Raw genomic sequence first — 24,304 nt, 5'->3', positions numbered from 1 at the left:
ATTTGTTAAAATCATTAATAAAAAAATAACTATGAAACATCTTAACAAAATTATTATTGCTATTGTATTGATTATGGGGTTAAATGCTCAAGCTCAAGACAGTAAAAATCCATGGGCAGTTTCTTTTGGAGTAAATGCTATTGACACTAAAACAAGTGCCGGTGGGGGTCACGGCTTTTTAGATCGTCATTTCTCTCAACCATTTGCTGTGAAAGACAATTGGAATTTTGTTGCGCCACTTTCTTATGTTGGAGTTTCCAAATATTTAGGGGATAATTTCTCTGTAAGTATTGAAGGATCACTTAACAAAATATCAAAATTGGTAACATTTAATCCAACCGCTCAAGGACACGATTCTCGTGGATATGTGGTTTCAAATCCAGGAGATTTAATGTATTATGGGATTGATGCTAGCGTTAAATACAGTTTTATAAGTTTGATTAAATCAAAACAAATAGACCCATCTATTTCACTTGGTTTTGGCTATTCTTCTCTTGGGGAAAATAGTTATGGAACAGTTAATCCAGGAGTTGGAGTTATTTTTTGGTACACTGATACTGTAGGTTTAGAATTAGCTACAAAATATAAAAAATCATATGGAGACAGAGGTACAGCAGTAGCCTTAGATTCACCTTCTTTATTCCAGCATTCATTAGGTTTGATTTTTAAATTTGGAGGAAAATAATCTATATCATAACCTCAAGAAGGAATTATAGTAAAAAACACCGTAAATTATTTACGGTGTTTTTTTATTTTAAGTGTGTATAATATACGAAAATATAATTTATTCATTTTCAATTATTTACATTATTTTACCAATTAATAATTTTGTTATTAGATATTTACGTACTACTTTTGTTATAAATAACTAAAAAGTAATTTAAAAAATCAAGTATGAAACATCTTAACAAAATTTTAGTTGCTGCATTGATGGTGATGGGTTTAAGCTCACACGCACAAGATAGTAACAACCCATGGGCTATCTCTTTTGGAGTTAACGCCATTGACACTAAAACTAGCGCTGGTGGAGGGCATAATTGGCTAGATCGTCATTTCTCTCAGCCATTTGCAGTAAAAGACAACTGGAACATTCTTCCATCTATTACTTACATAGGAGTTTCTAAATATGTTGGGGATAATTTCTCTTTTGGGGTTTCAGGATCTTTAAACAAAGTAAGTAAATTTGTAAGTTTTAATCCAACTGCTGCGGGTCATGATTCACGCGGTTATGTAGTAACTAATCCTGGAGATTTAATGTATTATGGAATTGATGCAACTGTAAAATACAGTTTCATGAATTTAATTAAGTCTAAAGTAATCGATCCTTCTCTTTCTCTTGGAGGTGGGTATTCATTTTTTGGGGATTCAAGTTATGGTACAGTTAATCCAGGTGCTGGTTTAACACTATGGTTCTCTGAAAATGTTGGTTTAGAGTTGACTACTAAATATAAAAAGTCATATGGAGAAAGAGGAACTGCTACGAATGTAGATGCGCCTTCTTTCTTTCAACACTCTGCGGGTCTTATCTTTAAATTTGGAGGTAAAGACACTGATAAAGACGGAATTTATGATAAAGAAGATGCATGTCCAGAAGTTGCTGGTTTAAAGCAATTCAACGGATGTCCTGATACAGATGGTGATGGAATTGTTGATGGAAGTGATGCATGTCCAGAAGTTGCTGGTTTAGCTGCTTTAAATGGATGTCCAGATGCTGATGGTGATGGAATCACTGATGCAAATGATGCTTGTCCACAAGTGGCTGGTTTAGCTGCTTTAAAAGGTTGTCCAGATGCTGATAAAGACGGAGTTGCTGACAAAGATGATAAATGTCCATCAGTTGCAGGTCCTAAAGAAAATGCAGGTTGTCCTTGGGCAGATGCTGATAAAGACGGAGTTGCTGACAAAGATGATGAATGTCCTGAAGTAGCTGGTCCTGCTAACAACAAAGGCTGTCCTGAAGTAACTGCAGCTGTTTTAGAAAGTGTTAAAGTTGAAGCTAAATCAATCTATTTTAACTCTGGAAAATCTACTTTCAAATCAGAAGATGTACCAGTTAAAATTGAGTCGATTTCTACTTTGTTAAAACAATATCCTACGGCTAAATTTAGTATTGAAGGACATACAGATAGCGATGGTTCAGATGCGTTCAACCAAAAATTATCTCAAGAAAGAGCTGATGTTGTTAGAAATGCTTTAATCGAAAGAGGAATAAAAGCAGCTAACTTAACTGCGGTTGGTTATGGAGAAAGCAAACCAATTGCTTCCAACAAAACTGCTGCTGGAAAAGCTAAAAACAGAAGAACTGAAGTGGTATTACAAAAATAATATACTTTAAATATTTTTTATAAAACGCCCTGATTTATCAGGGCGTTTTTTTATTTTTATAGAATGACAAATACTTCTTTCTTAGATAAGATTGCTGCGGTGCTAATAAATAACTATTCTGATAAATTATCGGATACAATTGTTATTTTGCCCAATAAAAGAGCTAAAGTTTTTTTGATTGAAGCCATTAAAAATCAGGTAAGCCAAACAGTGCTTTCGCCTGAAATAATTAGTATTGAAGATTTTATTCAAAATATTGCAGGAATTCGTTCTGTGGACGCAATTGAACAACTATTTGAATTTTACGAAGTGTATTTGTCTATTACACCAACTGCCCAACAACAATCTTTTGAATTGTTTGCCAATTGGGCTAAAACACTCCTTCAAGACTTCAATGAAATTGACCGCTACTTATTAGAACCTTCTCATGTATTGTCCTATTTGAAAGACATTGAAGATATTAAAAAATGGGGAATTGAGGTTGAAGACAAAACACAATTACTCGAAAATTATATTGATTTTTGGAAGTTATTGCCCCAATATTATCAAACGCTATACGATCACTTGCTTGCAAAAGGCATCGGATATCAAGGGCTAATTTATAGAGAGGCGGTCAAAAATGTAATTCATTTTTTAAATACTGTCCAAAACAAACAATTTGTTTTTGCTGGTTTCAATGCCTTAAATGCTGCTGAAGAAAAAATAGTTCAAGAACTCTTGGCTGTAGGTCAAGCCAAAATTTATTGGGATGCTGACCAAACGTTTCTTAACGACCCATATCACGATGCAGGACTGTTTTTACGCCGATTCAAAGAAAATTGGAAGCATTATAAATCACATCCATTTGAATGGATAGTAAATGATTTTTCAGCTACCAAAAACATCCAAGTTATTGGAACACCTAAGTCGGTGGGACAGGCTAAAATTGCTGGAAGTATTTTGGAACAAACCATTCTGGAACATCCCGATAAAGCCTTAGATAAAGTCGCTGTGGTTCTTGGAGAAGAAAGTTTGTTGGTTCCTTTGTTGTATTCTTTACCGGCTTCGGTGGGCGCTTTGAATATCACCATGGGGTATTCGGCAAAGAATAATCCTGCCCAAATTTTGGTAGCCAAATTATTCAAGATGCACACTAATTCGTTGTCGAGAAACAACAAGGGATATGTGTTGTATTACAAGGAGGTTTTGGATATTCTGACGCATCCCTTGGTAGAGCCGTATGCGCAAACGCGCGAATTAGTTAAACTCATCAATGAGAACAATTATACGTTCATTACACACCAAAAATTATTGGATTTGAATCCAAATCCGAGTGAATTATTTTTGTTACTATTCAAAAAATGGGAAACAGGTGCGGTGCCAGTTTTAGAAACTATTATCAGTTTGTTACAGACTTTGAAAAATAATTTGAGTAATGATAATGAAGAAGAAAAAATAACAAAAGCCTTTGTTTTTGCTATTTTCAAAGTGATTAATAAATTGATTACGTATTATTCCAAACACCAACATATTGACAAGATTGAAACCTTGTATGCTATTTATAAACAGGTGATTGATGTTGCCGAAGTTTCGTTTGAAGGCGAACCTTTGAACGGCTTGCAAATTATGGGTGTTTTAGAAAGTAGGGTTTTAGATTTTGATACGGTCATTGTCACTTCTATGAATGAAGGGAAATTTCCTGCGGGGAAATCGTCGAATTCGTTTATTCCGTATGATGTAAAACGCGAATTAGGATTGCCTACTTTTAAAGAAAAAGATGCAATTTACACCTATCATTTCTACCATTTATTACAACGAGCCACCAACATTTATTTATTGTACAATACTGAAAGTGAAGGTTTGGATGCAGGCGAAAAAAGCCGTTTTATTACTCAGTTGGAGGTTGAAAAACAAGATGAACATAACTTAAAGCAAGAAATTTTCAATGCCGTTTTGCCCGAAACAGCTTATCTGCCGATGGAAGTGCCAAAGTCAGCAGCGGTTATGTTGCGCTTGAAAGAAATTGCAGAACAAGGTTTTTCTCCTTCGGCGTTGACCAAATACATTCGGAATCCAATTGATTTTTATTTCCAAAGAATTCTTCGCATTCGAGAAGTGGAAGAAGTGGAAGAAAGTATCGCCTTGAATACCTTAGGAACGATTATTCACGAAACCTTAAAAACGCTTTATGAACCTTTCATTGGGCGATTGATTTCAGACTTGGATATACAACAATGCTTCAAGCAAATTGATGCCGAAGTGCTGAAACAATTCAAATTGGTGTACAAAGAAGGCGAGATTAAGAAGGGACGCAATTTATTGGCTTTTGAAGTGGCAAAACGTAATGTGTTTAATTTCTTAAAAGTCGAATTGGAAACCATCAAAACAGGAGACGAAATCCAAATTATTGCTTTGGAACAGACTTTTGAGCGTTTGTTAGAGCATCCTAAATTGCCTTTTCCAGTTTTGATCAAAGGAAATGTAGACCGAATCGAAAATCGTAACGGAACCATTCGAATCATCGATTATAAAACAGGGAAGGTGGAAAAAGGGAATGTATCTCTTTCTTCTTGGGATGGATTGACATTAGACATTAAAAACGAGAAAATCATTCAGGTTTTGGCCTATGTTTTTATGTTTGAAAAAGAAGCAAAAGGATTGCCAATAGAAGCTGGGATTATATCGTTCAAAAACTTAAAGGCAGGATTCTTACCTTTCAATTTTAAATCAGGTAAAGAGGAAATTAAACATATAGACCAAGATATTCTGAATAATTATTTAGAACAAATAGTGGTGCTGCTTACTGAAATTCTAGACGAAACGATTCCGTTTATAGAAAAGATATAAATGAATGAAAGGTTAAGAAAAATCGCAAATGCTTTTGAGTTTTTTAAAAGTACAGTTCCAATTAATTTTGGAGTCAGCCTTTTTGTTTTCTTTTTTGGAGGATTGATTGCTTTCAATTATTCCTTTTTGAGTATTGGATTGATTATAAGTCTGGTGTTGAAAGAAGTTAGAGCTAAAAACGAGTATTTGTTTTATTTCAACAATCGCATTTCTAAGAAACAACTTTGGATGTATTCTTGGTTTTTTAGTTTACTGACTTTAATTATAGGAATTTTTAGTTTCAATTGTATACTCTGTTTATTTTGAAAAAGCACTTTTTAGAAATTGATAGCGTTCAGAAGAGTTTTGGACATCAATCCATAATTTCGGATGTGTATCTGAAATGTGAAACGGGAGATATTATTGGAATTTTAGGAAGAAATGGTTGTGGGAAATCGACACTTTTAAAAATAATTTTCGGAATTGTTCCTGCCGATTTTAAATTTATTCGAATAGATGGGGTTGTGCAATTAAAATCAGAAGCCTTATTTAAAGAAATTAGTTATTTGCATCAAGATAGTTTTATACCTGGTTCCTTTTCGGTAAAAAAAGCCATTCATCTTTCCATTCCAAATGAGTATTTGCAATGTTTCTATGAAGATGAAATGATTCAGACAATTCAGGATAAAAAAATAGCACATCTGTCAGGAGGTGAATTGCGTTATTTGGAAATCAAATTGGTACTTACGAATCCCTCAAAATTCGTCTTGTTAGACGAGCCGTATAATGGGTTATCTCCGCTTATGATTGAAAAAATTAACCAACTCATTCTTGATAATACTTCACGAAAAGGAATACTCATTACCGACCATAATTATCAAAATGTCATTTTAGTAGCGACTCAATTAACCTTGATGAAAGAAGGAAAGTTACATTATTTAAAAGATAAAATGGAATTAGTTGAGAAGGGTTATTTGAATTCGGGGATGCTCTAAATGGATTTAAAAAACAGTAATAACTCTTCTTGTAATGCTTCTTGATTTTCAATGTGGGACATGTGTCCGTCGGGAAAACTGAGCAATTGAACTTGCGTATCTTCAATTTGTTCTTTCGTTTCTTCGTAATTTAAGACAGGATCTTTTTCCCCCAACACCAATACTTTAGGATAAGGGGTTAAATGCAATAAAACTTCTCTGTCCACACGTATTTTCATGCCTTCTAAAGAGGCTACAATACCTTGAAGAGGAGTTTTTAATGCTTCTTGTTTGACGTTGTCAATAGCCTCCGAAAGACGTTCTCTGTTTTCTTCGCTAAATAAATTAGAAATAGACAACGAAATGAAATTTTGAAACGATTGTTTTACGGCTTTTATAGCGCGATCCCGATTGGTTTTTCGTTCGTCACTATCGGCTCTGGAAGTTGAGTTTAATAGCACCAATCCTTTGACTACATCTGGATACAATTCGGCGAAAGCCAAAGCCACATAACCACCCATAGAATGTCCCACGAGAATTGTTTTTCGAAGACGTAATTCGGAGAGTACTTCGTGAACCGCATCGGCGTTGTTTTCCATAGAATGCACGTAACCCATACACTCCGTTTCGCCATGACCCAACAAATCAATCGTGATGATGCGGAATTTTTTGCTCCACTCTGGGATAAAAGCGTTCCACATTTTTTTGTTTTCCAAAAAGCCATGCAATAAGACTACCGCCGTTCCTTTACCTTGGTCGGTGTAGCTGATACTGGTGTTTTTGAAATGAAGTGTTTTGGTCATGCTTTTTAAAGAAGTACAAAGTTAGTCTTAAGCGCTAAAGTTGTTGCAACACAGATTGAAGAAATTATTAAAATTTTATAAATTTCTTTAATCTGTGTAATAAATAGACTAGTTGTTTATGAGAATAAATAGCAACGGATTACGCGTTCATCAAACTTTCAATTTCGTCCACTTCAATAGGAATGTTGCGCATCAAGTTGAAAGGTGAACCCTTTTCTTGAATCACCACATTGTCCTCCAAACGAATACCAAAACCTTCTGCTGGGATGTAAATTCCTGGTTCTACGGTGAACACCATATTGGCTTGCATTGGCTCGGTCAAAATGCCGTAATCGTGGGTGTCCAATCCCATGTGGTGGGATGTGCCGTGCATGAAATATTTTTTATAGGCTGGCCAATCTGGGTTTTCGTTTTGTACATCGGCTTTGTCAATCAAACCTAAACCTAATAACTCAGCCGTCATCACTTTACCTACTTCAACATGATATTGTTTCCATAAAGTGCCTGGTGTTAGCATTTGAGTAGCTTCGTTTTTCACACGCAAAACCGCATTGTAAACGGCTTTTTGTCTTTCAGTAAAACGACCCGAAACTGGAATGGTACGTGTCATATCACTCGAATAATTAGCGTATTCTGCTGCAACGTCTAGCAAAATCAAATCGCCGGCTTTACACACTTGATTGTTCTTGATATAATGCAACACATTGGCATTATTTCCTGAAGCAATTATCGGAGTGTAAGCAAAACCTTTGGAACGATTACGAAGAAATTCGTGAGCAAATTCAGCTTCGATTTCATATTCGGCTACATCAGGCTGTACAAAATTCAATACTCTTCTAAATCCTTTTTCGGTAATGTCACAGGCTTTTTGGATTAACTCCAATTCAACGTTTTCTTTTACAGAACGAAGGCGTTGCAATATCGGATTGCTTTTGGCTACGCTGTGTGCAGGATATTTCTCTTTCCACCATTTTACAAAACGGGCTTCACGGGTTTCGGTTTCTACTGTGGCACGATAATGTTCATTAGTATTAATGTAGATGGTTTCAGAATGTGTCATCAATTCAAACAACACTTTTTCAAATTCGGTTAACCAATATACGGTTTTGATTCCTGATACTTCAAAAGCACGTTCTTTGGTTAGCTTTTCGCCTTCCCAAACGGCAATATGTTCGTTGGTTTCTCTTAAAAAAAGCATTTCTCTTTGATGCTCGTAAGGGGCATCTGGAAAAAGCAACAAGATACTTTCTTCTTGATCAACACCACTCAAATAAAAGATGTCGCGGTGCTGTGCAAAGGGCATCGTACTATCGGCACTTATAGGGTAAATATCATTCGAATTAAAAACCGCTACACTTTTTGGCTTCATTTGAGCCGTGAATTTAGCGCGGTTTTTTATAAATAAATTGCGGTCTATTGGATGGTATTTCATACGGATTAGAATTTATTAGATTACAAATCTAATCAATCCATTTGTAATTGTATAGTTCGGTTTTTAATTTATTATACTGAAATTTTTGCTTTAAAATAAGCTGCAAGGTTTTAAAAACCTTGTAGCTTTTGTTTTTTGTTGCATTACTTTAGTTTGGAGTCAGGAGATCTCGAAGAGCAGTGTGTTTTATAGCACCACACGAAAGGATTCTTGCGGCAGAGGGGGCTTCGAGAATTTAGGAGTTTTATTTTAAAGTCTATATTCTATTGAATTACGTTCCCAAATAACTTTATTTTCAACAATACTTTTGTCTTTATTAAATTTATAACATCCAACAAATTTGAAAAAATTAAATCCCAGTTCGTCTTTATATTTAAAAAAAACTATTCGCGAACATTCTGGATTCTTTGAAATAAAATAATCTAAATGATTTTTTGCTTTTAAAGGTTCTGTATGGCTTTCTATTATAGTTTCAAACTCATTATGAAATTCATTTATCCAATTATTTTTTACTTTTTTCTCTGGCCACCATATTTCAGAGTAACCATTTTTATTAAATTTAACAGCGCCAGGCTTCAGAAAACCTCTGTTTTTAATTTGTACATTAAATAATAAACCAATATCATCAATAGTTTTTAAGTTTACATCGTCATCTACTTTAATAAGTCCTTTATGAATCCAATAATTTGGTGTTAATTCATTTTCTTCCCAAGGCTTGAAGGCCCCTATCTTTTTATGTTCATTAATCAAACTATTAATCTCTTCAATTATTTTATTTATTTGACAATGAATATTTTCTAATGTTTTATGATTTTGACAATCTATGAATCGGACAATATGACCTTTGGTGCTTTTTATTATATCTTCTTCCCTTAATTTGTCAACATTTAGTTTATGTTCATTTTTATAATGAAATTCCTCATTTACTTCAATATGATATTTTAATTGCGGAAAATACAAATCAGTTAATGCATATTTATTATCTCCACGATTCACATATTGTTGATGCCTAATTTTTAATTCATCATTATTTAGTTGATGCCAAATTCTTGAAATCACATAATTTTCAATTCTTTTTTTACTAGTTTTCTGCAGAATACGAGTGATATAATCTAATTTATAATTCATATTAATTTAGTTAAATTTTTGAATTTAATCCCATTGATCTTTTTTAAATATTTCTTTTATAATCCACCATAAGAGTTTAAAAGGAAAAAATACGAACCATAAAAGTATATTTGAAAAAGTAAAATTAGATTTTGTTTTTGTAGCTTTTTTACTTAACTTTTTATCGGTTTTTTCATGAATATACTTACTTTGTGTTGAAATTTTTGATGCGTCAATTTTAACACCAGGATAGTGTATTGCTAAAATTGCAGATGTCACTTCATCTCTTTTTAGTCCGGTTAATGAAGATGTAGTTCTGTCGTCGAGTTCAATTGTTTTATTGATTATTACAGGTCCATTTAGTTGACCAGTACCTCTAAATGTTACTTTATACATAATTTATTTTGTTTAATTACTTGTTTTTTATCTTGATTTTAGGCGGTATGATTAATTTTAATATTGCCTTGTGTAATAAAATTGGATAAAAATGTAATGTTACATTAAGACTGTTAAATCTAAATGATTTTATTACTACTAAATTCTGTATCGGAAATGGATTTGGGGTCTATTGCAGTTACAGGGCATGACAAATGTAGGAAATTAATTGAATAATTTCCTAATTTGAAAATGAATTAATGTGAAAATTTGAAAAGAGAAACGACTAAGAAATTAATCAATCCATTTGTAATAACGCGCACCAATTAGATTTGGATTTTCATTTTCTATGCGGTCTAAAATCCATTCGTTTTTAGGTGACTTGATACTTTGTTTTTGTTCTTTTTTATGGAGTTTTTCGTAAGTAACAAAGTCAATTTCCTGGCTTTGTTCCAATGTTTCAAACAGTTGGGTTTTGGCTACTGCCAATTGCCAATCGGGTTGAATGGTGCCTTCAAAAACTTTAGATTTAGAACCACTTCCGTAGGCTAGGAAGCCAAATTTCTTTCCTGAAATAGTTGCATTAGTTTTGACAAAATGCGCCAAAGTAGAAAGGAATCCCATAAAAATAGAACCCGTATACAAATTCCCAATCAATGAAGAAGCGATTTCTGCAGGCTGTAATTTTTGCGTTACAAAAGCACGATACTCTTCTGATTTGCTTACTTCTTTCAATTTGTTTTGGTAGTCAGCAGGAGATTCATTTCCTGAAAGAATTGGGGTAGCGGCGTCTAGTGCATAAATTTCAGAAAGCATTCGGCGTCCTTGAAACGAATACGGTAAGTGCATGATAATGCTTTCCCAACTAGCGTAAAGGGTCTCGCTAATGTTTTTGATTTTTTTCAATGAAAAGTAAGCGTTGCGCGTACGATCCATATAACATTGATTGGAATATTGACCATCAAAAACGGGTTGGTCTTTGTGAATTTCAATTTCGGCTTCTAAATTGTCAAACCAAGCATCGTTGGAGTTATTGCCAGTGATGGCTTCTTTTGAAAAGGTCCTGTACGGCTTGAAGAAGTCAAAAACTCCTTTGGTACTCGTTGCCCATTCGTTTTCAAATGCAATTATTTTAGGATTGGCAGTAACAAGCATCGCCAAGGCTCCCGCACCTTGAGTATATTCGCCAGTAGAATTCAAATCATATTTAGCAAAATCAGTGGTAACCACAATGGCTTTTTTGGTAGGATTAAGTCGTACAAAGTCCAAGCAGTTTTGCAATGCATCTACTCCACCAATACAGGCAAAAGTAAAATCGACTACATCGCAGTTAGCTAAAATATTGTCTCCGAATTTTTGTTCCATCAAAGCAATTAAAAACGAGCTAATTGGTTTTGAGCTGTCAATAGCGCTTTCGGTACCTACATAAATTCTAGAAATTTCGTTCAGGTTGATTTGGTTTTCCAGTACTAATTTGGTCAGGGCATTGGCGCCAAACACCACCGTGTCTTGGTGAACATCTGGCAAGGTCATTTTGATCAATCCCAACCCTTTTTCTAGTTTTTCGGGTTCGATATTTCGGGCATTTGCCAACGTTTTTATAGGTAAATGTAGTTGAGCAACGTCAAATGCAATAGCGTCAATTCCTGTTTTCATTATTTTTAGTTTGGAATTGCAAAATTAAAATTAGCCCTACGAATAACAATTAATTTAACAAGATAAAGAGTTGGGTTTTTTAATTTTTGTGAATTTTAGAATGAATCTAGATAAAAAATAACAATTCAATAATTATATAGGTTTTTGTCTGTTGATAAATAGGAATTTTTGATCTCGGTTATTTTGGGAATTGTTTAAGTAAATTTGGTTTCAAGGCTTGATTATTATTGATTTATTGGGGTTTTTGCTAAAACACTTTAAAATCATTATAAATAACAACGAAAAGGTTGTAGTTGAATTCTATTTCTCCTATTTTTGTCTCACTATTTAATAAAAATTTATTCAAATTATTATGGCAAAATCTGCAATTCTAAAGTCATCTCTTGCAAAGAAATATTGGATGTCTTTTACAGGTTTATTTTTATGTTTGTTCCTGTCGGGGCATTTAGCAGGGAATCTTCAATTAATTTTTAGCGATGCATTACATTTCAATCAGTATGCGTTGTTTATGACGACTAACCCAGCCGTAAAAATTCTATCTTATCTTACTTACATTTCTATTCTATTCCACGCTATTGATGGAATTTTATTAACTGTTCAAAACAGAAAAGCAAGACCTATTGGTTACGCAAAAACAGATGGTTCTTCCAGTTCATTTTCTTCAAGAAATATGGCCGTTTTAGGAACGATCATTTTGGTTTTTATCGTAACGCACATGGTCAACTTTTGGGCTGTAATGCATTTTGATAAAAACATGCCGTTGCAAACCATAACTATTGGTCAAGCAGGACAACAACAAGAGTATTATTTGACTACTGATGGCGGATATCTTCCAAAAGCACAGGTAGATCAACAAGTGATTAAAATTGAAAACAGAACCGAATTCTTCGATGCTGCTGCCAATGTTAAAATCAAAGAAGGATACAAAGATTTACACAAAATTACTGTAGCGTTTTTTAAAGATCCAAAAACAGGATTGATTGCCACTATTTTGTATGTAATTGCAATGATTACTTTGGCATTCCATTTATTACACGGATTCCAAAGTGCATTCCAATCGTTAGGATTGAGTAATCCAAAATATACTCCAGCAATCAAAAAATTCGGAGCGGCATTTGCAATTATTGTTCCTATTTTGTTTGCAATTATTCCAGTTTACATTCACTTTTTCTTAAAATAATCAACATCAGAAGATATTATGAAGTTAGATTCTAAAATACCAGAAGGTCACATTTCTCAGAAATGGACTGATTACAAAGACCATTTAAAATTAGTTGCGCCAAACAATAGACCAAAAATTGATATTATTGTTGTTGGAACTGGTTTGGCAGGTTCATCTGCTGCTGCTTCGCTTGCAGAAATGGGTTACAATGTTAAAGCATTTTGTTTCCAAGATTCACCACGTCGTGCGCACTCTATTGCGGCACAAGGGGGAATCAATGCAGCAAAAAACTATCAAAATGATGGGGATAGTACTTACAGATTATTTTACGATACCATTAAAGGTGGGGATTATAGAGCACGTGAGGCTAACGTTCACCGTTTAGCTGAAGTATCTGGAAATATTATTGACCAATGTGTGGCACAAGGAGTTCCTTTTGCAAGAGATTACGGCGGAATGTTGGACAACCGTTCATTTGGTGGAACACAAGTACAACGTACTTTTTATGCTGCAGGTCAAACAGGACAACAATTATTACTAGGAGCTTATTCAGCTTTATCAAGACAAATCGGTTTAGGACGTGTTGAAATGTACAACCGTCACGAAATGTTAGACTTGGTAAAAGTAGATGGAAAGGCTCGTGGAATCATTGCTCGTAACTTGGTTACAGGAGAAATCGAAAGACATTCTGCTCACGCAGTAGTAGTTGCTTCAGGAGGATATGGAAATGTATATTTCCTTTCAACAAATGCCATGGGTAGTAACGTAACAGCGGGATGGAAAATTCACAAGCAAGGTGCTTTGTTTGCAAATCCTTGTTTTGTTCAAATTCACCCAACTTGTATTCCTGTTCACGGAACAAACCAAGCTAAATTGACTTTGATGTCAGAGTCTTTGCGTAACTCAGGACGTATTTGGGTACCAAAGAAAAAAGAAGACGCAGAAGCAATTCGTGCTGGAAAATTGAAACCAACTCAATTATCTGAAGAAGAAAGAGATTATTTCTTAGAAAGAAAATATCCTGCTTTTGGAAACTTAGTACCTCGTGATGTGGCTTCAAGAGCTGCAAAAGAAGTGTGTGACGAAGGTAGAGGAATTGAAGCTAACGATACTAATGAAGGGGTTTATTTGGACTTCTCTTCAGAAATTCAAAGTAAAGGAAAACAAGCGGCATTCGCCAAAGGAAATCATCATCCAACAGCAGAAGAAATTACTACTTTAGGAAAAGAATGGTTGAAAGAAAAGTACGGTAATTTGTTTACTATGTACCAAAAAATCACCGATGAGAATCCGTATGAAACGCCAATGAAAATTTATCCAGCAGTACACTATACAATGGGTGGTGTTTGGGTTGATTACAACTTACAATCTACTATTCCGGGATGTTTCGTAGCGGGAGAAGCTAACTTCTCTGACCACGGAGCGAATCGTTTAGGAGCTTCGGCTTTGATGCAAGGTTTGGCTGATGGTTATTTTGTGTTACCTTATACTATCTCAAATTATTTAGCAGATGATATTCGTACTGGTAAAATCTCAACTGACTTACCTGAATTTGCAGAAGCAGAGAACAGAGTAAAAGAGACCATTAACCAATTTATAAACAACAAAGGTTCTAAATCAGTGGATCATTTCCACAAACGTTTGGGATTGATTATGTGGAACAAAGTTGGTATGGGTAGAAACGAAGCAGGTTTGAAACAAGCAATCGAAGAAATTGCAGCTTTGAAAGCAGAGTTCTACAAAGAAGTAAACGTTCCTGGTAGTGCAGACGAGTTAAATCCTCAATTAGAGAAAGCACTTCGTGTGGCTGACTTTATCGATTTAGGCCAATTAATGGCAATGGATGCGTTACAACGTAATGAATCTTGTGGAGGTCACTTCCGTGAAGAATATCAAGATGCAGAAGGAGAAACACTGCGTGATGATGAAAACTTCTCATTTGTGGGTGCTTGGGAATACAAAGGTGATGACATCACTCAAGCTGAGCTTCATAAAGAAGAATTAAAATACGAGTTTATCAAAATTGCGGCGCGTAATTACAAGTAATTAGGCATTAGCCAAAAGGCAATAGTATGAGTGGGATACAATCATATAAAGATTTATTGATTTGGCAAAAAGGAATTGAAATTGTTGTATTAGTGTACCAATTGATTTCTGATTTTCCTAAAGATGAATTATATGCTTTATCCAGTCAAATAAAGAGAAGTGCAGTTTCTATACCTTCAAATATTGCCGAAGGTTATGGAAGACAATCAACTCAAAGCTATATTCAGTTTATTAAAATAGCCAGAGGTTCTTTATGTGAGTTAGAAACACAATTATTAGTTGCTGAAAAACTGAGTTTTATTAAATCAGTAAATTTGTATTCTGATATAATGAAACAGATTACAGAGGAAAGCAAAATGATTAATTCTTTTATAAATAAGTTAGAGTCAAGTAAACAGTAATTACTAATGCCTTTTGCCTTATGGCTGATGGCTAAAATAAAACACTATGAGTGCAGCAAAAAACATCAATATAACCCTTAAAATTTGGCGTCAAAAAGACTCTAAAGCAAAAGGACAATTAGAAACCTACACTTTGAATGAGGTTTCTACGGCAAGTTCATTTTTGGAAATGTTAGACCAATTGAACGAGCAATTAATTAACGAAAGAAAAGAACCTATCGCTTTTGATCACGACTGTCGTGAAGGAATTTGCGGAATGTGTTCGTTATTCATTAACGGACGCGCTCACGGACCAGATTCAGGAGTGACTACTTGTCAATTGCACATGCGTATGTTCAAGGATGGTGATACTATCTTTGTAGAACCATGGAGAAGTAGAGCGTTCCCTGTAATCAAAGATTTAGTGGTGGACAGAAGTTCTTTCGATAGAATCCAACAAGCAGGAGGTTTCGTATCTGTAAATACTTCAGGAAATACGATTGACGCTAATGCAACTCCAATTGCTAAAGATGATGCTGACAAAGCATTTGAAGCTGCAGCTTGTATCGGTTGTGGTGCGTGTGTAGCTACTTGTAAAAATGGTTCAGCGATGCTTTTCGTTGGAGCAAAAGTATCTCAATATGCGTTATTACCACAAGGTAAGGTTGAAGCGACTAACCGTGTATTGAATATGGTTCGCCAAATGGACGAAGAAGGATTTGGTAACTGTACGAATACAGGTGCTTGTGAAATCGAATGTCCAAAAGGAATTTCATTAGAGAATATCGCTCGTTTGAATAGAGAATATTTAGTAGCAAGCGTTAAGTAATCTACTATTCTTTTAAATAAAAAAACGCATTCCTTAATTGGGATGCGTTTTTTTATATAGCACTATTAAAATTTGTATTTTTATCCAATGAAGATAGCTTTAATCCAAATTCCTTTAGTCTGGGAAGACCCAAAATCAAATCGGGACTATATCGAACAAAAAATCAATACTCTTGAAGCGGATACTGATTTGGTTGTACTTCCCGAAATGTTTACCACAGGTTTTACTATGCAGCCAGAACGTGTTGCCGAGACCATGCAGGGTGAAACAATTGTGTGGATGCAATCTTTGGCGAAAGCTAAAAACTGTGCCATCACGGGGAGTTTGGTCATTATTGAGGGGGGAAACTATTACAATAGATTGCTATTTGTTTTCCCTTCGGGAGAAATACACTATTATAACAAGCGTCATTTGTTTACTCTTGCGGGAGAGGATAAAAGCTACACTAAAGGAACTCAGAAATTGATTATTGAATACAGAGGTTGGAAAATTTGTCCGCTCATTTGCTATGATTTGCGTTTCCCAGTATTTGCCCGAAATGTGGAGCAATACGATTTGCTTTTATATGTTGCGAATTGGCCTACTATTCGAATACAAGCTTGGGATACGTTACTTAAGGCGCGCGCGGTTGAAAATATGAGTTATACCATTGGTGTCAATAGAGTTGGGAAAGACGAAAAAGACTATGATTATTCTGGGCATTCTCAAGTAGTGGATTTTTTAGGTAATTATGCGATTGCACCACAAGAAACAGAAGGTATTTTTTATGCTCAATTGAATAAAGAAGCCTTACTAAAAACCCGTACAAAACTAGGATTTTTGAACGATCAAGATACTTTTGATTGGAAATAAATACCAAGGTTAGTTTTGGTTTATTTTCTTTTAGTTTCCTCCTTCTTTTTTACCTTTTTCTTTTTAGGCTCGGGGGTGTAAGGAATACTCAAATCGAACGCTTGAACTACATCCCAATTGGCACGTACATCTACTTCTTTAGAAAAATAAATTACTTCTTCAGCATATTGTTTTGCTAAAAAATTACCAGGATCGTAGATGCTGTTTTTGTTGTCGTCATAAATGGCGCGCAAGGTATATTTAGCGGGTTGTATTAAGTTGAAATTCAAACTCGTATTTTTGTCAGTGTATGCCGTAACTATAGCATCGCCTTTTTCGTTTGTTAATTCAACTATTACAGGAAAGCGTTTTACGTTTTGAAGATTCACAATTAAATTTCCGAAACTTTCTAAAGAGTTGGCGCTTATTTTAAAATCCAAACTGTCATTTGATTTTTCAAAAAAATCAGTTAAAGCGCCTGGAATTAATTTGAATTCGTATGCTTCTTCTGGCTCTCTTTTAAAATTCAAACGCAATAGCTGTTGAAACTCATCGTAATCAGTAGTAAAAGGAATAGGTTTTGATTTTTGGTTGACCAAACTCATTTTAGTTTTGTCCAATTTCACAATAGGAGTAGCGCTTTCTAACGTAAAAAGCTCCTTCGGACTTAGACTTCCTTGTTGGGCAATTTTAATATTTAAAGTGTCTTTTTTTTGATCTTTTACTCTAAAAGTAAAATTCTTTTGGTACTTGTTTTGCGCAATTTCTATAGACAGCGAATCTGTTTTAATGGGTTTATACCAAACCTGTAGCGAATCCTTTTTAGGAAGTTGAGTAATAACAGAAGGCAAAACTTCACTTTTATTTTTCAATATAATTTTAGGTCTGTTTTCTTTTAATTTAATATTTCCTTCGTAGCCCAAAAGCAATCGATTTCCAGAAGCTTGAGTGGGTTTGAAAACTTTAAAAGGGCTGTTTTCTTTGAATAATTCCAACTCATACACGGTATCATTAGGAACAGAAATGAATTGTTTGTAAAGCCCAATTTTATCTTTTTTAGGATCAAACTTATTGTTGGAATTGTAATCCTTCATCGCTACCAAAAGGTATTTTCCAGCTTTTAAATTCTCTAAGCGAAATGTTTTTAAACTATCTAACGTATTGGTAACGTAGCGAGGCATTTGCTTGTACACAATAGAGTCGTTATAGTTTTTGTTGACGTCATACAGCATTACCGAAACGAAGGACTCCACGTCTTTGAGGTAAGCGTCTTTTACTCTTCCGCCAATGGCTAAAGAATCAATAGTTTTTCCAGTTGAAAAAATGTATTTGAACTGATTATAAGGATTACCTTCGTTATTGTCAGCCATACTTTGCCCAAAGTTAAAACTGTAAGTAGTATTATCCTGAAGGGTGTCATTAATTTTGATGGTGATGGTTTTACTAGGGGTTACAGGCAAAATCAACGGCTCATTTTTTAGGGGAGGAGAAATAATGAGTTGTTTTTTCAGGTCTTTTAATTTGATGAATTCGTTAAAAGTTAGTTTGATGGTATTGGCTTTAAATTCAGTGCTAAAATTTTTAGGAAAACTTGCGGTTAAGACGGGTGCAATGGTATCTTTTGCTCCGCCTGTAATGCTACCTCTTTTGGCACAACTAGCCAAAATCAAGAGCAATAAAGCAGCACTGTATTTTAAAAAGGTCTTCCCCATAACGAATTGAAAATTTGAAGTCACAAAATAACAACTATATTTAATGGAATGGAAACTTTTTGTCGAAATATTATAGGGTTGGGATTCGGAAATTGGTTTAAAATTCTCTATTTTTAAACCATAATTGAAGTCAATACCATGAGAAAAATAGAACATATTGGAATAGCAGTAAAAGATTTAGATGTTTCTAACGCTCTTTTTGAAAAATTGTTTGGCGCACCCGCTTACAAAGCCGAAGAAGTAGCAAGCGAAGGCGTAACCACTTCGTTTTTTATGAATGGTCCCAATAAAATCGAATTGTTAGCAGCGACTAATCCGGATAGTCCGATTGCGAAGTTTATCGAAAAAAAAGGCGAAGGAATTCATCATATTGCGTTTGATGTGGAGGATATTGTGTCTGAGATTGCCCGACTTCAAAAAGAAGGTTTTGTGGTATTGAACGAAACGCCTAAAAAAGGCGCCGATAATAAGTTAGTTGCCTTCTTGCACCCTAAAAGTACCAACGGCGTTTTAATCGAATTGTGCCAAGAGATTCATTAAATAGGATCCTCACAATCAAAGAGTTTCTTTTTTCGGATTTTAGAAATAACGAGTTTTTTTAAAACTGCCTTAAAAATAGTTGCGGCAAATTAAAAATAGTAGTAATATTGCACACTCGTAACCGGTCCTATAGCTCAGTTGGTTAGAGCACCTGACTCATAATCAGGTGGTCCCTGGTTCGAGCCCAGGTGGGACCACAATAAAAAAACTCCTTGAGAAATTAAGGAGTTTTTTTTGTGTCTATTGGAAATTTTTTTGAGTACATTTGAGTTAGCTCAAAGTTTGTAAATTTTGTGTAACGGAGGTTGAATTAATAGGCACGAGCAAGATGCTCGCGCCAGCAGGGGCAAAGAAAGTAGATGTTGTAGGTGGTTTAAAAGTAGTTTCTAAAGCAATAAAAGAAAGTGTTAGTACAGCAGGAACAGCAGCAGCCAAAGTTGTAACAGATAAAAAAAATAGAAAATGTCAAAACAGGTACGAGCTACTAAAATGGAAAAAATAAGAAAATTTTTTGGATATATATTCATATCTTTTTTCATAATTTATTTTCTAAAAACAGGTATTGGAAATTATTTATTAGGTAAGGTAGGTATCTGTAAAAATGCTTTTTTAACAAATGAAGTGAATCATTTTAGAAGTCATCCAGATGCTTTAGTTTATAATTTTTGGATAAATGGAAAAGTCTATGATGGAAATTCAAACGTTGAAGATTTATCAAAAGCAGGAGATAGTATATGTGTGGTTTATTTAGAATGGATGCCAAGTATTAACAGACCATTAAGCTTTTTTGATGAACCCATAAATTGTAATTGTAAATGAAAATAAAAATGAAACGAAATATAATTTTATCAGTACTGATGTTGTTTTCAATAATACCCTGCTGGCGCGAGCATCTTGCTCGTGCCTACAAACAAGTTAATTACAAACAATTTAAAAAGCAACTACGGTTGCTTTTTTTTGTGCTAAAAAATAAAAGCATATTCTACCCCCGATAGTAATACAAAAATTACATCGATATTGGGTACTTATTTTTAAAGTCATTTTTTGTTCCAATTTATTTCTCGATATTTACATTCTAAATCTCAAAGTATGAAACGAAGAAGGTTCATAACGGCTTCGGCCTTATTAGGTTGTGTAGGTTTTGGTTTTGGGATGCGTCCTAAGAAAAAACAATTGTTGCATCATGTGTTTTTTTGGTTGAAAAACCCTAATTCAGAAGCTGATAAACAAGAATTGCTATTGGGTTTAAAAACGTTGGAAGCCATTCCAGTGGTGCGTCAATTCCATATTGGATTGTTAGCCTCAACAGAACCCCGAGAGGTGGTGGATACGTCTTGGCAGGTTTCGGAATTGCTATATTTTGACAATGAAGTAGATCAAAAAGTCTATCAAGATCATCCCATTCATCAAGCCTTTGTGAAAAACTATTCGCAGCTATGGCAAAAAGTAGTGGTGTATGATATGGTGGAGGTGTAATTAACGCTATTTCTGTCATGCTGAATACACACAACCTTTGTCATTCCGAACTTGTTTCGGAATCTCGTTTACTGTTTTTATTTAGAACCTGAAACGAGTTCAGGTTGACAAACGGAAAGCATGACAAACAGAACGGGATTTTAAAGTAGCCCCTATCGATTTCCATACAATCGACTCACATACTTCCCAATCACATCAAACTCTAAATTGATTACGGTGCCAATTTGAAACGCATTGAAATTAGTATGTTCGTAGGTGTACGGAATAATCGCCACGCTAAATTGATTTTGTTTCGAATTGACTACGGTCAAACTTACTCCATTTACGGTAATAGAACCTTTCTCGATGGTAATATTATTGAGATTGGAGTCGTATTCAAAAGTATAGTGCCAACTTCCACCTGCTTCTTCAATAGCAATACAAGTTCCCGTTTGATCCACATGACCCTGAACGATATGACCGTCCAAACGATCGCCCAGTTTCATAGCGCGTTCTAAATTGACAGTATCGCCCACCTTCCAGTGCGACAAATTGGTTTTATTAATCGTTTCGGCAATGGCAGTTACGGTATACGTATTGTCTTTAATAGCAACCACCGTCAGACAAACACCGTTATGCGCTACGCTTTGATCAATTTTCAATTCGCTAGTGATGCTTGACGTCACGGTAATGTGGACATTGTCTTGGTCTTTTTGTATTTCTTGAACTCTTCCGAGTGTTTCTATAATCCCTGTAAACATTTCTTGTTTTATTTTACTAAATTTGCACTTCAAAATTAGTAATAAATAACCTCAGGGCAGTATGAAAAAAGCAGAAAATATAATTGTTGGAATTTCGATTGGAGATTTAAACGGTATTGGAAGCGAAGTCGTTCTAAAAACATTCGAAGATGCGAGAATGTTGGAATTGTGTACGCCGGTTATTTTTGCTAATGTAAAACAGCTTTCTTTCATCAAACGCAACTTAAATTCAGAGATTAATTTACACGGAATCGACCGTTTGGATCAATTGGTTTTAGGTAAAATAAATGTGTTGAACGTGTGGAGAGAAGGTTTTGATTTGAACTTGGGTACCAATGATGAAACAGTTGGCGAATACGCTATCAAATCATTTGTAACGGCTACACAAGCTTTGAAAGAAGGAAAGGTAGACGTTTTGGTAACAGCACCAATCAATAAATACAATATTCAATCAGATACGTTTAAATTTCCGGGTCATACTGATTATTTGGCACAAGAATTAGAAGGAGATGCGTTGATGTTCATGGTGCAAGACAATCTTCGAGTAGGATTATTGACAGATCATATTCCGGTGAGTGAGGTCGCTTCGCATTTGACAGAAGCCTTGATTACTAAAAAAATTGAAACGATAAAACAATCGTTGATTCAGGATTTTAGCATCAACAAACCCAGAATTGCAGTTTTGGGAGTCAATCCACATTGTGGAGACGGTGGGGTAATTGGGAATGAAGACGATGCGATTTTAAAACCAACTTTGAAAAAGATTTTTGAAAAAGGCACTTTGGTTTTTGGGCCTTTCCCAGCCGATGGATTCTTTGGAAGCAATCAATACGAAAAATACGATGCAGTTATTGCCACCTATCACGATCAAGGTTTAATTCCGTTTAAGACGTTGTCTTTCGGGAACGGAGTTAATTATACTGCAGGATTAAATAAAATTAGAACGTCTCCCGACCACGGAACGGCATACGACATCGCTGGAAAAGGAATTGCAGATTACAATTCGTTTAAAGAAGCGGTTTATTTGGCAATTGACATTTTTCATTCGAGAAATCAATACAATGAAATCAGTCAGAATCCTTTGAAAATAAGACCAAAACAAGAGTTTTCAAAAAAAGGAGAATAAGGCTATTGGATTTATAATAATTTTATATCTTTGCGCTCCCGTAGTTGAGGGTAAAATGTTGTTGAAATGAAGAAGACTAAAGAATATTTAATTCCGTTTGTAGGATTAAAGCTAGGAAAACATCATTTTGAATATCAAATAGACAATGCGTTCTTTGACATCTTTGATTATGACGAATTTCAAAATTCGGATATCAAAGTAAATGTAGTTTTAGAGAAAAAGTCCAATATGCTGGAAATCAGTTTCAAGCATGAAGGAATAGTAAATGTACCCTGTGATGTAACGGGAGAAGATTTTGATTTGCCAATCAAAAGCAAAATGAAATTGATTGTTCGTTTTGGCGAAGAATTCAATAATGATAACGAAGAGTTGTTGATTTTGCCTTTCGGCGAATTTGAAGTCGATATTGCACAGTATATTTATGAAATGATTGTACTTTCAGTACCTCTAAGACGAGTTCATCCAGGAGTTAAAGACGGGACTTTAGAGTCAGAAGCTTTAAAAAAACTGAATGAATTAGCAGTCAAAGAAACCAAAAAAGAGAATAAACAAGAAGAAAATATTGACCCTCGCTGGGACAAATTAAAGCAACTATTAACGGATAAATAATATAGTAAAATGGCACATCCTAAGAGAAAAATCTCGAAAACAAGAAGAGATAAGAGAAGAACACATTATAAAGCAACTGTAGCTCAAATCGCTACTTGTCCTATTACAGGAGAAGCACACTTATACCACAGAGCGTACTGGCATGAAGGTAAAATGTACTACAGAGGACAGGTGGTTATCGATAAATCAGAAGCTGTTGCTTAATACATTTTTGTAGATAAAATAGAACTCTCACCATGTGAGAGTTTTTTTTGTTGTCTATAATTTTCATCAAATTAGAGTCTTAAAAGGTTTGAATTAGAATTTTTTTTGTAATTTTCAAATCTTTTAAAAATTTCTCAAATGCCTAGCATTTGATTACAATAAACGAATACAATGAGTACAATTACAGCCGCAATTACCGCTGTTGGAGCTTATGTTCCAGATTTTGTTTTAACGAACGAAATCCTTGAAACATTGGTCGATACAAATGACGAATGGATTACCGCTCGTACAGGAATTAAAGAAAGACGTATTCTGAAAGACGATAGTAAAGGGACTTCTTACCTTGCTATTATGGCCGCTAAAGACTTAATGGCCAAAGCTAATTTAGATCCTTTAGAGATAGATTTAGTAATTGTAGCAACCGCTACTGCTGATATGCCTGTTGCAGCTACTGCTGCGTATGTGGCAACTGAAATTGGCGCAACTAACGCATTTGGGTACGATTTACAAGCAGCTTGTTCTAGCTTCTTGTTTGGAATGTCAACTGCTGCAGCCTACGTACAATCAGGAAGATATAAAAAAGTATTACTTATAGGTGCCGATAAAATGTCATCTATTGTAGATTACACAGACCGTGCCACTTGTATTATTTTTGGAGACGGTGCGGGTGCTGCTTTGTTTGAGCCTAACTATGAAGGTTTAGGAGTATTAGACGAATATTTACGTTCAGACGGAATTGGACGTGATTTCTTGAAAATTCCTGCTGGAGGTTCATTAATCCCTACTACAATTGATACGGTTAAAGAAAACCGACACAATATTATTCAAGATGGAAAAACCGTTTTCAAATATGCTGTAACTAATATGGCTGATGCAAGCGAGCAAATCTTGAAAAGAAATAATTTGACTAATGAAGACGTAGATTGGTTAGTGCCACACCAAGCTAATAAACGTATCATTGATGCTACTGCTAGCAGAATGAACTTAGAAGAAGAGAAAGTATTGATGAATATCGAACGATATGGAAATACTACTTCGGCTACTTTACCATTAGTATTGAATGATTTTGAAAAACAATTCAAAAAAGGAGATACAATAATATTTGCTGCTTTTGGTGGTGGATTTACTTGGGGTTCTATTTATTTGAAATGGGCCTACGACAAAAAATAAAT

Annotated in this window: 25 protein-coding genes and 1 tRNA gene; 19 read left to right on the top strand and 7 right to left on the bottom strand. The window is 34.8% G+C overall.

Translation table 11 applies throughout. The annotated features are described in order from the left end of the window. The first annotated feature begins 31 nt into the window (after positions 1 to 31). The 5 genes from Q0L65_RS07575 to Q0L65_RS07555 all read left to right on the top strand — a co-directional run bounded on the left by Q0L65_RS07575 (position 32) and on the right by Q0L65_RS07555 (position 6,125). Positions 32 to 685, top strand: coding sequence for a hypothetical protein (locus Q0L65_RS07575; RefSeq protein WP_296684958.1), 654 nt, complete (start codon positions 32 to 34; stop codon positions 683 to 685). A gap of 209 nt (positions 686 to 894) precedes the next feature. Continuing rightward, positions 895 to 2,325, top strand: coding sequence for an OmpA family protein (locus Q0L65_RS07570; protein ID WP_296684956.1), 1,431 nt, complete (start codon positions 895 to 897; stop codon positions 2,323 to 2,325). Positions 2,326 to 2,388: 63 nt separating this feature from the next. After that, the gene (locus Q0L65_RS07565) at positions 2,389 to 5,151 is read left to right on the top strand and encodes a PD-(D/E)XK nuclease family protein (protein WP_296684955.1); all 2,763 of its coding nucleotides are present in this window, start codon (positions 2,389 to 2,391) and stop codon (positions 5,149 to 5,151) included. After that, the gene (locus Q0L65_RS07560; protein WP_296684953.1) at positions 5,152 to 5,457 is read left to right on the top strand and encodes a hypothetical protein; all 306 of its coding nucleotides are present in this window, start codon (positions 5,152 to 5,154) and stop codon (positions 5,455 to 5,457) included. It begins immediately after the preceding gene. Continuing rightward, positions 5,454 to 6,125 carry an ATP-binding cassette domain-containing protein gene (locus Q0L65_RS07555; protein WP_296684952.1) on the top strand — a complete coding sequence of 224 codons (672 nt, stop codon included), beginning with the start codon at positions 5,454 to 5,456 and terminating at the stop codon, positions 6,123 to 6,125. The genes Q0L65_RS07560 and Q0L65_RS07555 overlap by 4 nt, the downstream gene beginning before the upstream one ends. Here the strand turns inward: Q0L65_RS07555 and Q0L65_RS07550 are convergent. The 5 genes from Q0L65_RS07550 to Q0L65_RS07530 all read right to left on the bottom strand — a co-directional run bounded on the left by Q0L65_RS07550 (position 6,122) and on the right by Q0L65_RS07530 (position 11,477). Then, positions 6,122 to 6,907 carry an alpha/beta hydrolase gene (locus Q0L65_RS07550; RefSeq protein WP_296684950.1) on the bottom strand — a complete coding sequence of 262 codons (786 nt, stop codon included), beginning with the start codon at positions 6,905 to 6,907 and terminating at the stop codon, positions 6,122 to 6,124. The two genes, Q0L65_RS07555 and Q0L65_RS07550, sit on opposite strands and share 4 nt — an antisense overlap. A 139-nt stretch (positions 6,908 to 7,046) precedes the next feature. Then, positions 7,047 to 8,339 carry an aminopeptidase P family protein gene (locus Q0L65_RS07545; protein WP_296684948.1) on the bottom strand — a complete coding sequence of 431 codons (1,293 nt, stop codon included), beginning with the start codon at positions 8,337 to 8,339 and terminating at the stop codon, positions 7,047 to 7,049. A gap of 249 nt (positions 8,340 to 8,588) precedes the next feature. Beyond that, on the bottom strand, positions 8,589 to 9,467 hold the full coding sequence (locus tag Q0L65_RS07540) for an AbaSI family restriction endonuclease (protein ID WP_296684947.1): 879 nt from the start codon (positions 9,465 to 9,467) through the stop codon (positions 8,589 to 8,591). 24 nt (positions 9,468 to 9,491) lie between these two features. After that, positions 9,492 to 9,842: a hypothetical protein gene (locus tag Q0L65_RS07535; protein ID WP_296684945.1), complete on the bottom strand. Its 351-nt coding sequence runs from the start codon at positions 9,840 to 9,842 to the stop codon at positions 9,492 to 9,494. A 273-nt stretch (positions 9,843 to 10,115) separates the two neighbouring features. Then, positions 10,116 to 11,477: a hydroxymethylglutaryl-CoA synthase gene (locus tag Q0L65_RS07530; protein ID WP_296684943.1), complete on the bottom strand. Its 1,362-nt coding sequence runs from the start codon at positions 11,475 to 11,477 to the stop codon at positions 10,116 to 10,118. A gap of 352 nt (positions 11,478 to 11,829) precedes the next feature. Between Q0L65_RS07530 and Q0L65_RS07525 the strand changes: the two genes are divergently transcribed. The 5 genes from Q0L65_RS07525 (at position 11,830) to Q0L65_RS07505 (ending at position 16,746) form a co-directional block, all read left to right on the top strand. Next, on the top strand, positions 11,830 to 12,657 hold the full coding sequence (locus Q0L65_RS07525; RefSeq protein ID WP_296684942.1) for a succinate dehydrogenase cytochrome b subunit: 828 nt from the start codon (positions 11,830 to 11,832) through the stop codon (positions 12,655 to 12,657). Between the two features lie 18 nt (positions 12,658 to 12,675). Continuing rightward, positions 12,676 to 14,685, top strand: a complete 2,010-nt coding sequence (locus Q0L65_RS07520; protein WP_296684940.1) for a fumarate reductase/succinate dehydrogenase flavoprotein subunit — start codon at positions 12,676 to 12,678, stop codon at positions 14,683 to 14,685. Positions 14,686 to 14,711: 26 nt separating this feature from the next. After that, positions 14,712 to 15,086: a four helix bundle protein gene (locus Q0L65_RS07515; protein WP_296684939.1), complete on the top strand. Its 375-nt coding sequence runs from the start codon at positions 14,712 to 14,714 to the stop codon at positions 15,084 to 15,086. Between the two features lie 46 nt (positions 15,087 to 15,132). After that, positions 15,133 to 15,894, top strand: a complete 762-nt coding sequence (locus tag Q0L65_RS07510) for a succinate dehydrogenase/fumarate reductase iron-sulfur subunit (RefSeq protein WP_296684937.1) — start codon at positions 15,133 to 15,135, stop codon at positions 15,892 to 15,894. 87 nt (positions 15,895 to 15,981) lie between these two features. Then, positions 15,982 to 16,746 carry an amidohydrolase gene (locus Q0L65_RS07505; protein ID WP_296684936.1) on the top strand — a complete coding sequence of 255 codons (765 nt, stop codon included), beginning with the start codon at positions 15,982 to 15,984 and terminating at the stop codon, positions 16,744 to 16,746. 20 nt (positions 16,747 to 16,766) lie between these two features. Here Q0L65_RS07505 and Q0L65_RS07500 read toward each other — a convergent pair whose 3' ends face one another. Then, complete coding sequence (locus tag Q0L65_RS07500) at positions 16,767 to 18,437, bottom strand: Ig-like domain-containing protein (RefSeq protein ID WP_296684935.1); 1,671 nt, start codon at positions 18,435 to 18,437, stop codon at positions 16,767 to 16,769. 138 nt (positions 18,438 to 18,575) lie between these two features. Between Q0L65_RS07500 and mce the strand changes: the two genes are divergently transcribed. The 5 genes from mce to Q0L65_RS07475 all read left to right on the top strand — a co-directional run bounded on the left by mce (position 18,576) and on the right by Q0L65_RS07475 (position 20,453). Beyond that, the gene (gene mce, locus Q0L65_RS07495; RefSeq protein WP_296684933.1) at positions 18,576 to 18,977 is read left to right on the top strand and encodes a methylmalonyl-CoA epimerase; all 402 of its coding nucleotides are present in this window, start codon (positions 18,576 to 18,578) and stop codon (positions 18,975 to 18,977) included. A 123-nt stretch (positions 18,978 to 19,100) separates the two neighbouring features. Continuing rightward, a tRNA-Ile gene (locus Q0L65_RS07490) sits at positions 19,101 to 19,174 on the top strand. 131 nt (positions 19,175 to 19,305) lie between these two features. Then, the gene (locus tag Q0L65_RS07485; RefSeq protein WP_296684931.1) at positions 19,306 to 19,479 is read left to right on the top strand and encodes a hypothetical protein; all 174 of its coding nucleotides are present in this window, start codon (positions 19,306 to 19,308) and stop codon (positions 19,477 to 19,479) included. Further along, a complete protein-coding gene (locus Q0L65_RS07480) occupies positions 19,440 to 19,796 on the top strand; it encodes a hypothetical protein (RefSeq protein WP_296684929.1) in 357 nt (118 codons plus the stop codon). The genes Q0L65_RS07485 and Q0L65_RS07480 overlap by 40 nt, the downstream gene beginning before the upstream one ends. Before the next feature lie 270 nt (positions 19,797 to 20,066). Beyond that, positions 20,067 to 20,453, top strand: coding sequence for a Dabb family protein (locus tag Q0L65_RS07475; RefSeq protein ID WP_296684928.1), 387 nt, complete (start codon positions 20,067 to 20,069; stop codon positions 20,451 to 20,453). A gap of 152 nt (positions 20,454 to 20,605) precedes the next feature. Here the strand turns inward: Q0L65_RS07475 and Q0L65_RS07470 are convergent, their stop codons facing one another. Further along, a complete protein-coding gene (locus Q0L65_RS07470) occupies positions 20,606 to 21,193 on the bottom strand; it encodes a riboflavin synthase (RefSeq protein ID WP_296684926.1) in 588 nt (195 codons plus the stop codon). Between the two features lie 61 nt (positions 21,194 to 21,254). Here Q0L65_RS07470 and pdxA point away from each other — a divergent pair, with 61 nt between their 5' ends. The 4 genes from pdxA (at position 21,255) to Q0L65_RS07450 (ending at position 24,302) form a co-directional block, all read left to right on the top strand. Further along, entirely contained in the window at positions 21,255 to 22,319 is a 1,065-nt protein-coding gene (pdxA, locus tag Q0L65_RS07465; protein ID WP_296684925.1) for a 4-hydroxythreonine-4-phosphate dehydrogenase PdxA, read from the top strand. A 66-nt stretch (positions 22,320 to 22,385) separates the two neighbouring features. Then, positions 22,386 to 22,928, top strand: a complete 543-nt coding sequence (locus Q0L65_RS07460; RefSeq protein ID WP_296684923.1) for a DUF177 domain-containing protein — start codon at positions 22,386 to 22,388, stop codon at positions 22,926 to 22,928. A gap of 9 nt (positions 22,929 to 22,937) precedes the next feature. Next, entirely contained in the window at positions 22,938 to 23,132 is a 195-nt protein-coding gene (gene rpmF / locus Q0L65_RS07455) for a 50S ribosomal protein L32 (protein WP_031455170.1), read from the top strand. 171 nt (positions 23,133 to 23,303) lie between these two features. After that, positions 23,304 to 24,302: a beta-ketoacyl-ACP synthase III gene (locus tag Q0L65_RS07450; protein ID WP_296684921.1), complete on the top strand. Its 999-nt coding sequence runs from the start codon at positions 23,304 to 23,306 to the stop codon at positions 24,300 to 24,302. Positions 24,303 to 24,304: the final 2 nt, after the last annotated feature.

Origin of the sequence: Flavobacterium sp. (assembly GCF_024642105.1) — a bacterium.
GTDB lineage: Bacteria > Bacteroidota > Bacteroidia > Flavobacteriales > Flavobacteriaceae > Flavobacterium.
This window is presented reverse-complemented; position numbering and strand designations above follow the sequence as displayed.

Bases quoted from the DNA above. Each gene is read 5' to 3' on its own strand.
- Q0L65_RS07550 (WP_296684950.1), bottom strand. From the start codon at position 6,907: ATGACCAAAACACTTCATTTCAAAAACACCAGTATCAGCTACACCGAC.
- Q0L65_RS07530 (WP_296684943.1), bottom strand. From the start codon at position 11,477: ATGAAAACAGGAATTGACGCTATTGCATTTGACGTTGCTCAACTACAT.
- Q0L65_RS07475 (WP_296684928.1), top strand. From the start codon at position 20,067: ATGAAACGAAGAAGGTTCATAACGGCTTCGGCCTTATTAGGTTGTGTA.
- Q0L65_RS07540 (WP_296684947.1), bottom strand. From the start codon at position 9,467: ATGAATTATAAATTAGATTATATCACTCGTATTCTGCAGAAAACTAGT.
- Q0L65_RS07520 (WP_296684940.1), top strand. From the start codon at position 12,676: ATGAAGTTAGATTCTAAAATACCAGAAGGTCACATTTCTCAGAAATGG.
- Q0L65_RS07545 (WP_296684948.1), bottom strand. From the start codon at position 8,339: ATGAAATACCATCCAATAGACCGCAATTTATTTATAAAAAACCGCGCT.
- Q0L65_RS07515 (WP_296684939.1), top strand. From the start codon at position 14,712: ATGAGTGGGATACAATCATATAAAGATTTATTGATTTGGCAAAAAGGA.
- Q0L65_RS07575 (WP_296684958.1), top strand. From the start codon at position 32: ATGAAACATCTTAACAAAATTATTATTGCTATTGTATTGATTATGGGG.
- Q0L65_RS07565 (WP_296684955.1), top strand. From the start codon at position 2,389: ATGACAAATACTTCTTTCTTAGATAAGATTGCTGCGGTGCTAATAAAT.
- Q0L65_RS07535 (WP_296684945.1), bottom strand. From the start codon at position 9,842: ATGTATAAAGTAACATTTAGAGGTACTGGTCAACTAAATGGACCTGTA.
- Q0L65_RS07525 (WP_296684942.1), top strand. From the start codon at position 11,830: ATGGCAAAATCTGCAATTCTAAAGTCATCTCTTGCAAAGAAATATTGG.
- Q0L65_RS07510 (WP_296684937.1), top strand. From the start codon at position 15,133: ATGAGTGCAGCAAAAAACATCAATATAACCCTTAAAATTTGGCGTCAA.
- Q0L65_RS07560 (WP_296684953.1), top strand. From the start codon at position 5,152: ATGAATGAAAGGTTAAGAAAAATCGCAAATGCTTTTGAGTTTTTTAAA.
- Q0L65_RS07450 (WP_296684921.1), top strand. From the start codon at position 23,304: ATGAGTACAATTACAGCCGCAATTACCGCTGTTGGAGCTTATGTTCCA.
- Q0L65_RS07480 (WP_296684929.1), top strand. From the start codon at position 19,440: ATGTCAAAACAGGTACGAGCTACTAAAATGGAAAAAATAAGAAAATTT.
- pdxA (WP_296684925.1), top strand. From the start codon at position 21,255: ATGAAAAAAGCAGAAAATATAATTGTTGGAATTTCGATTGGAGATTTA.
- Q0L65_RS07570 (WP_296684956.1), top strand. From the start codon at position 895: ATGAAACATCTTAACAAAATTTTAGTTGCTGCATTGATGGTGATGGGT.
- Q0L65_RS07460 (WP_296684923.1), top strand. From the start codon at position 22,386: ATGAAGAAGACTAAAGAATATTTAATTCCGTTTGTAGGATTAAAGCTA.
- rpmF (WP_031455170.1), top strand. From the start codon at position 22,938: ATGGCACATCCTAAGAGAAAAATCTCGAAAACAAGAAGAGATAAGAGA.
- Q0L65_RS07470 (WP_296684926.1), bottom strand. From the start codon at position 21,193: ATGTTTACAGGGATTATAGAAACACTCGGAAGAGTTCAAGAAATACAA.
- Q0L65_RS07485 (WP_296684931.1), top strand. From the start codon at position 19,306: ATGCTCGCGCCAGCAGGGGCAAAGAAAGTAGATGTTGTAGGTGGTTTA.
- Q0L65_RS07500 (WP_296684935.1), bottom strand. From the start codon at position 18,437: ATGGGGAAGACCTTTTTAAAATACAGTGCTGCTTTATTGCTCTTGATT.
- Q0L65_RS07505 (WP_296684936.1), top strand. From the start codon at position 15,982: ATGAAGATAGCTTTAATCCAAATTCCTTTAGTCTGGGAAGACCCAAAA.
- mce (WP_296684933.1), top strand. From the start codon at position 18,576: ATGAGAAAAATAGAACATATTGGAATAGCAGTAAAAGATTTAGATGTT.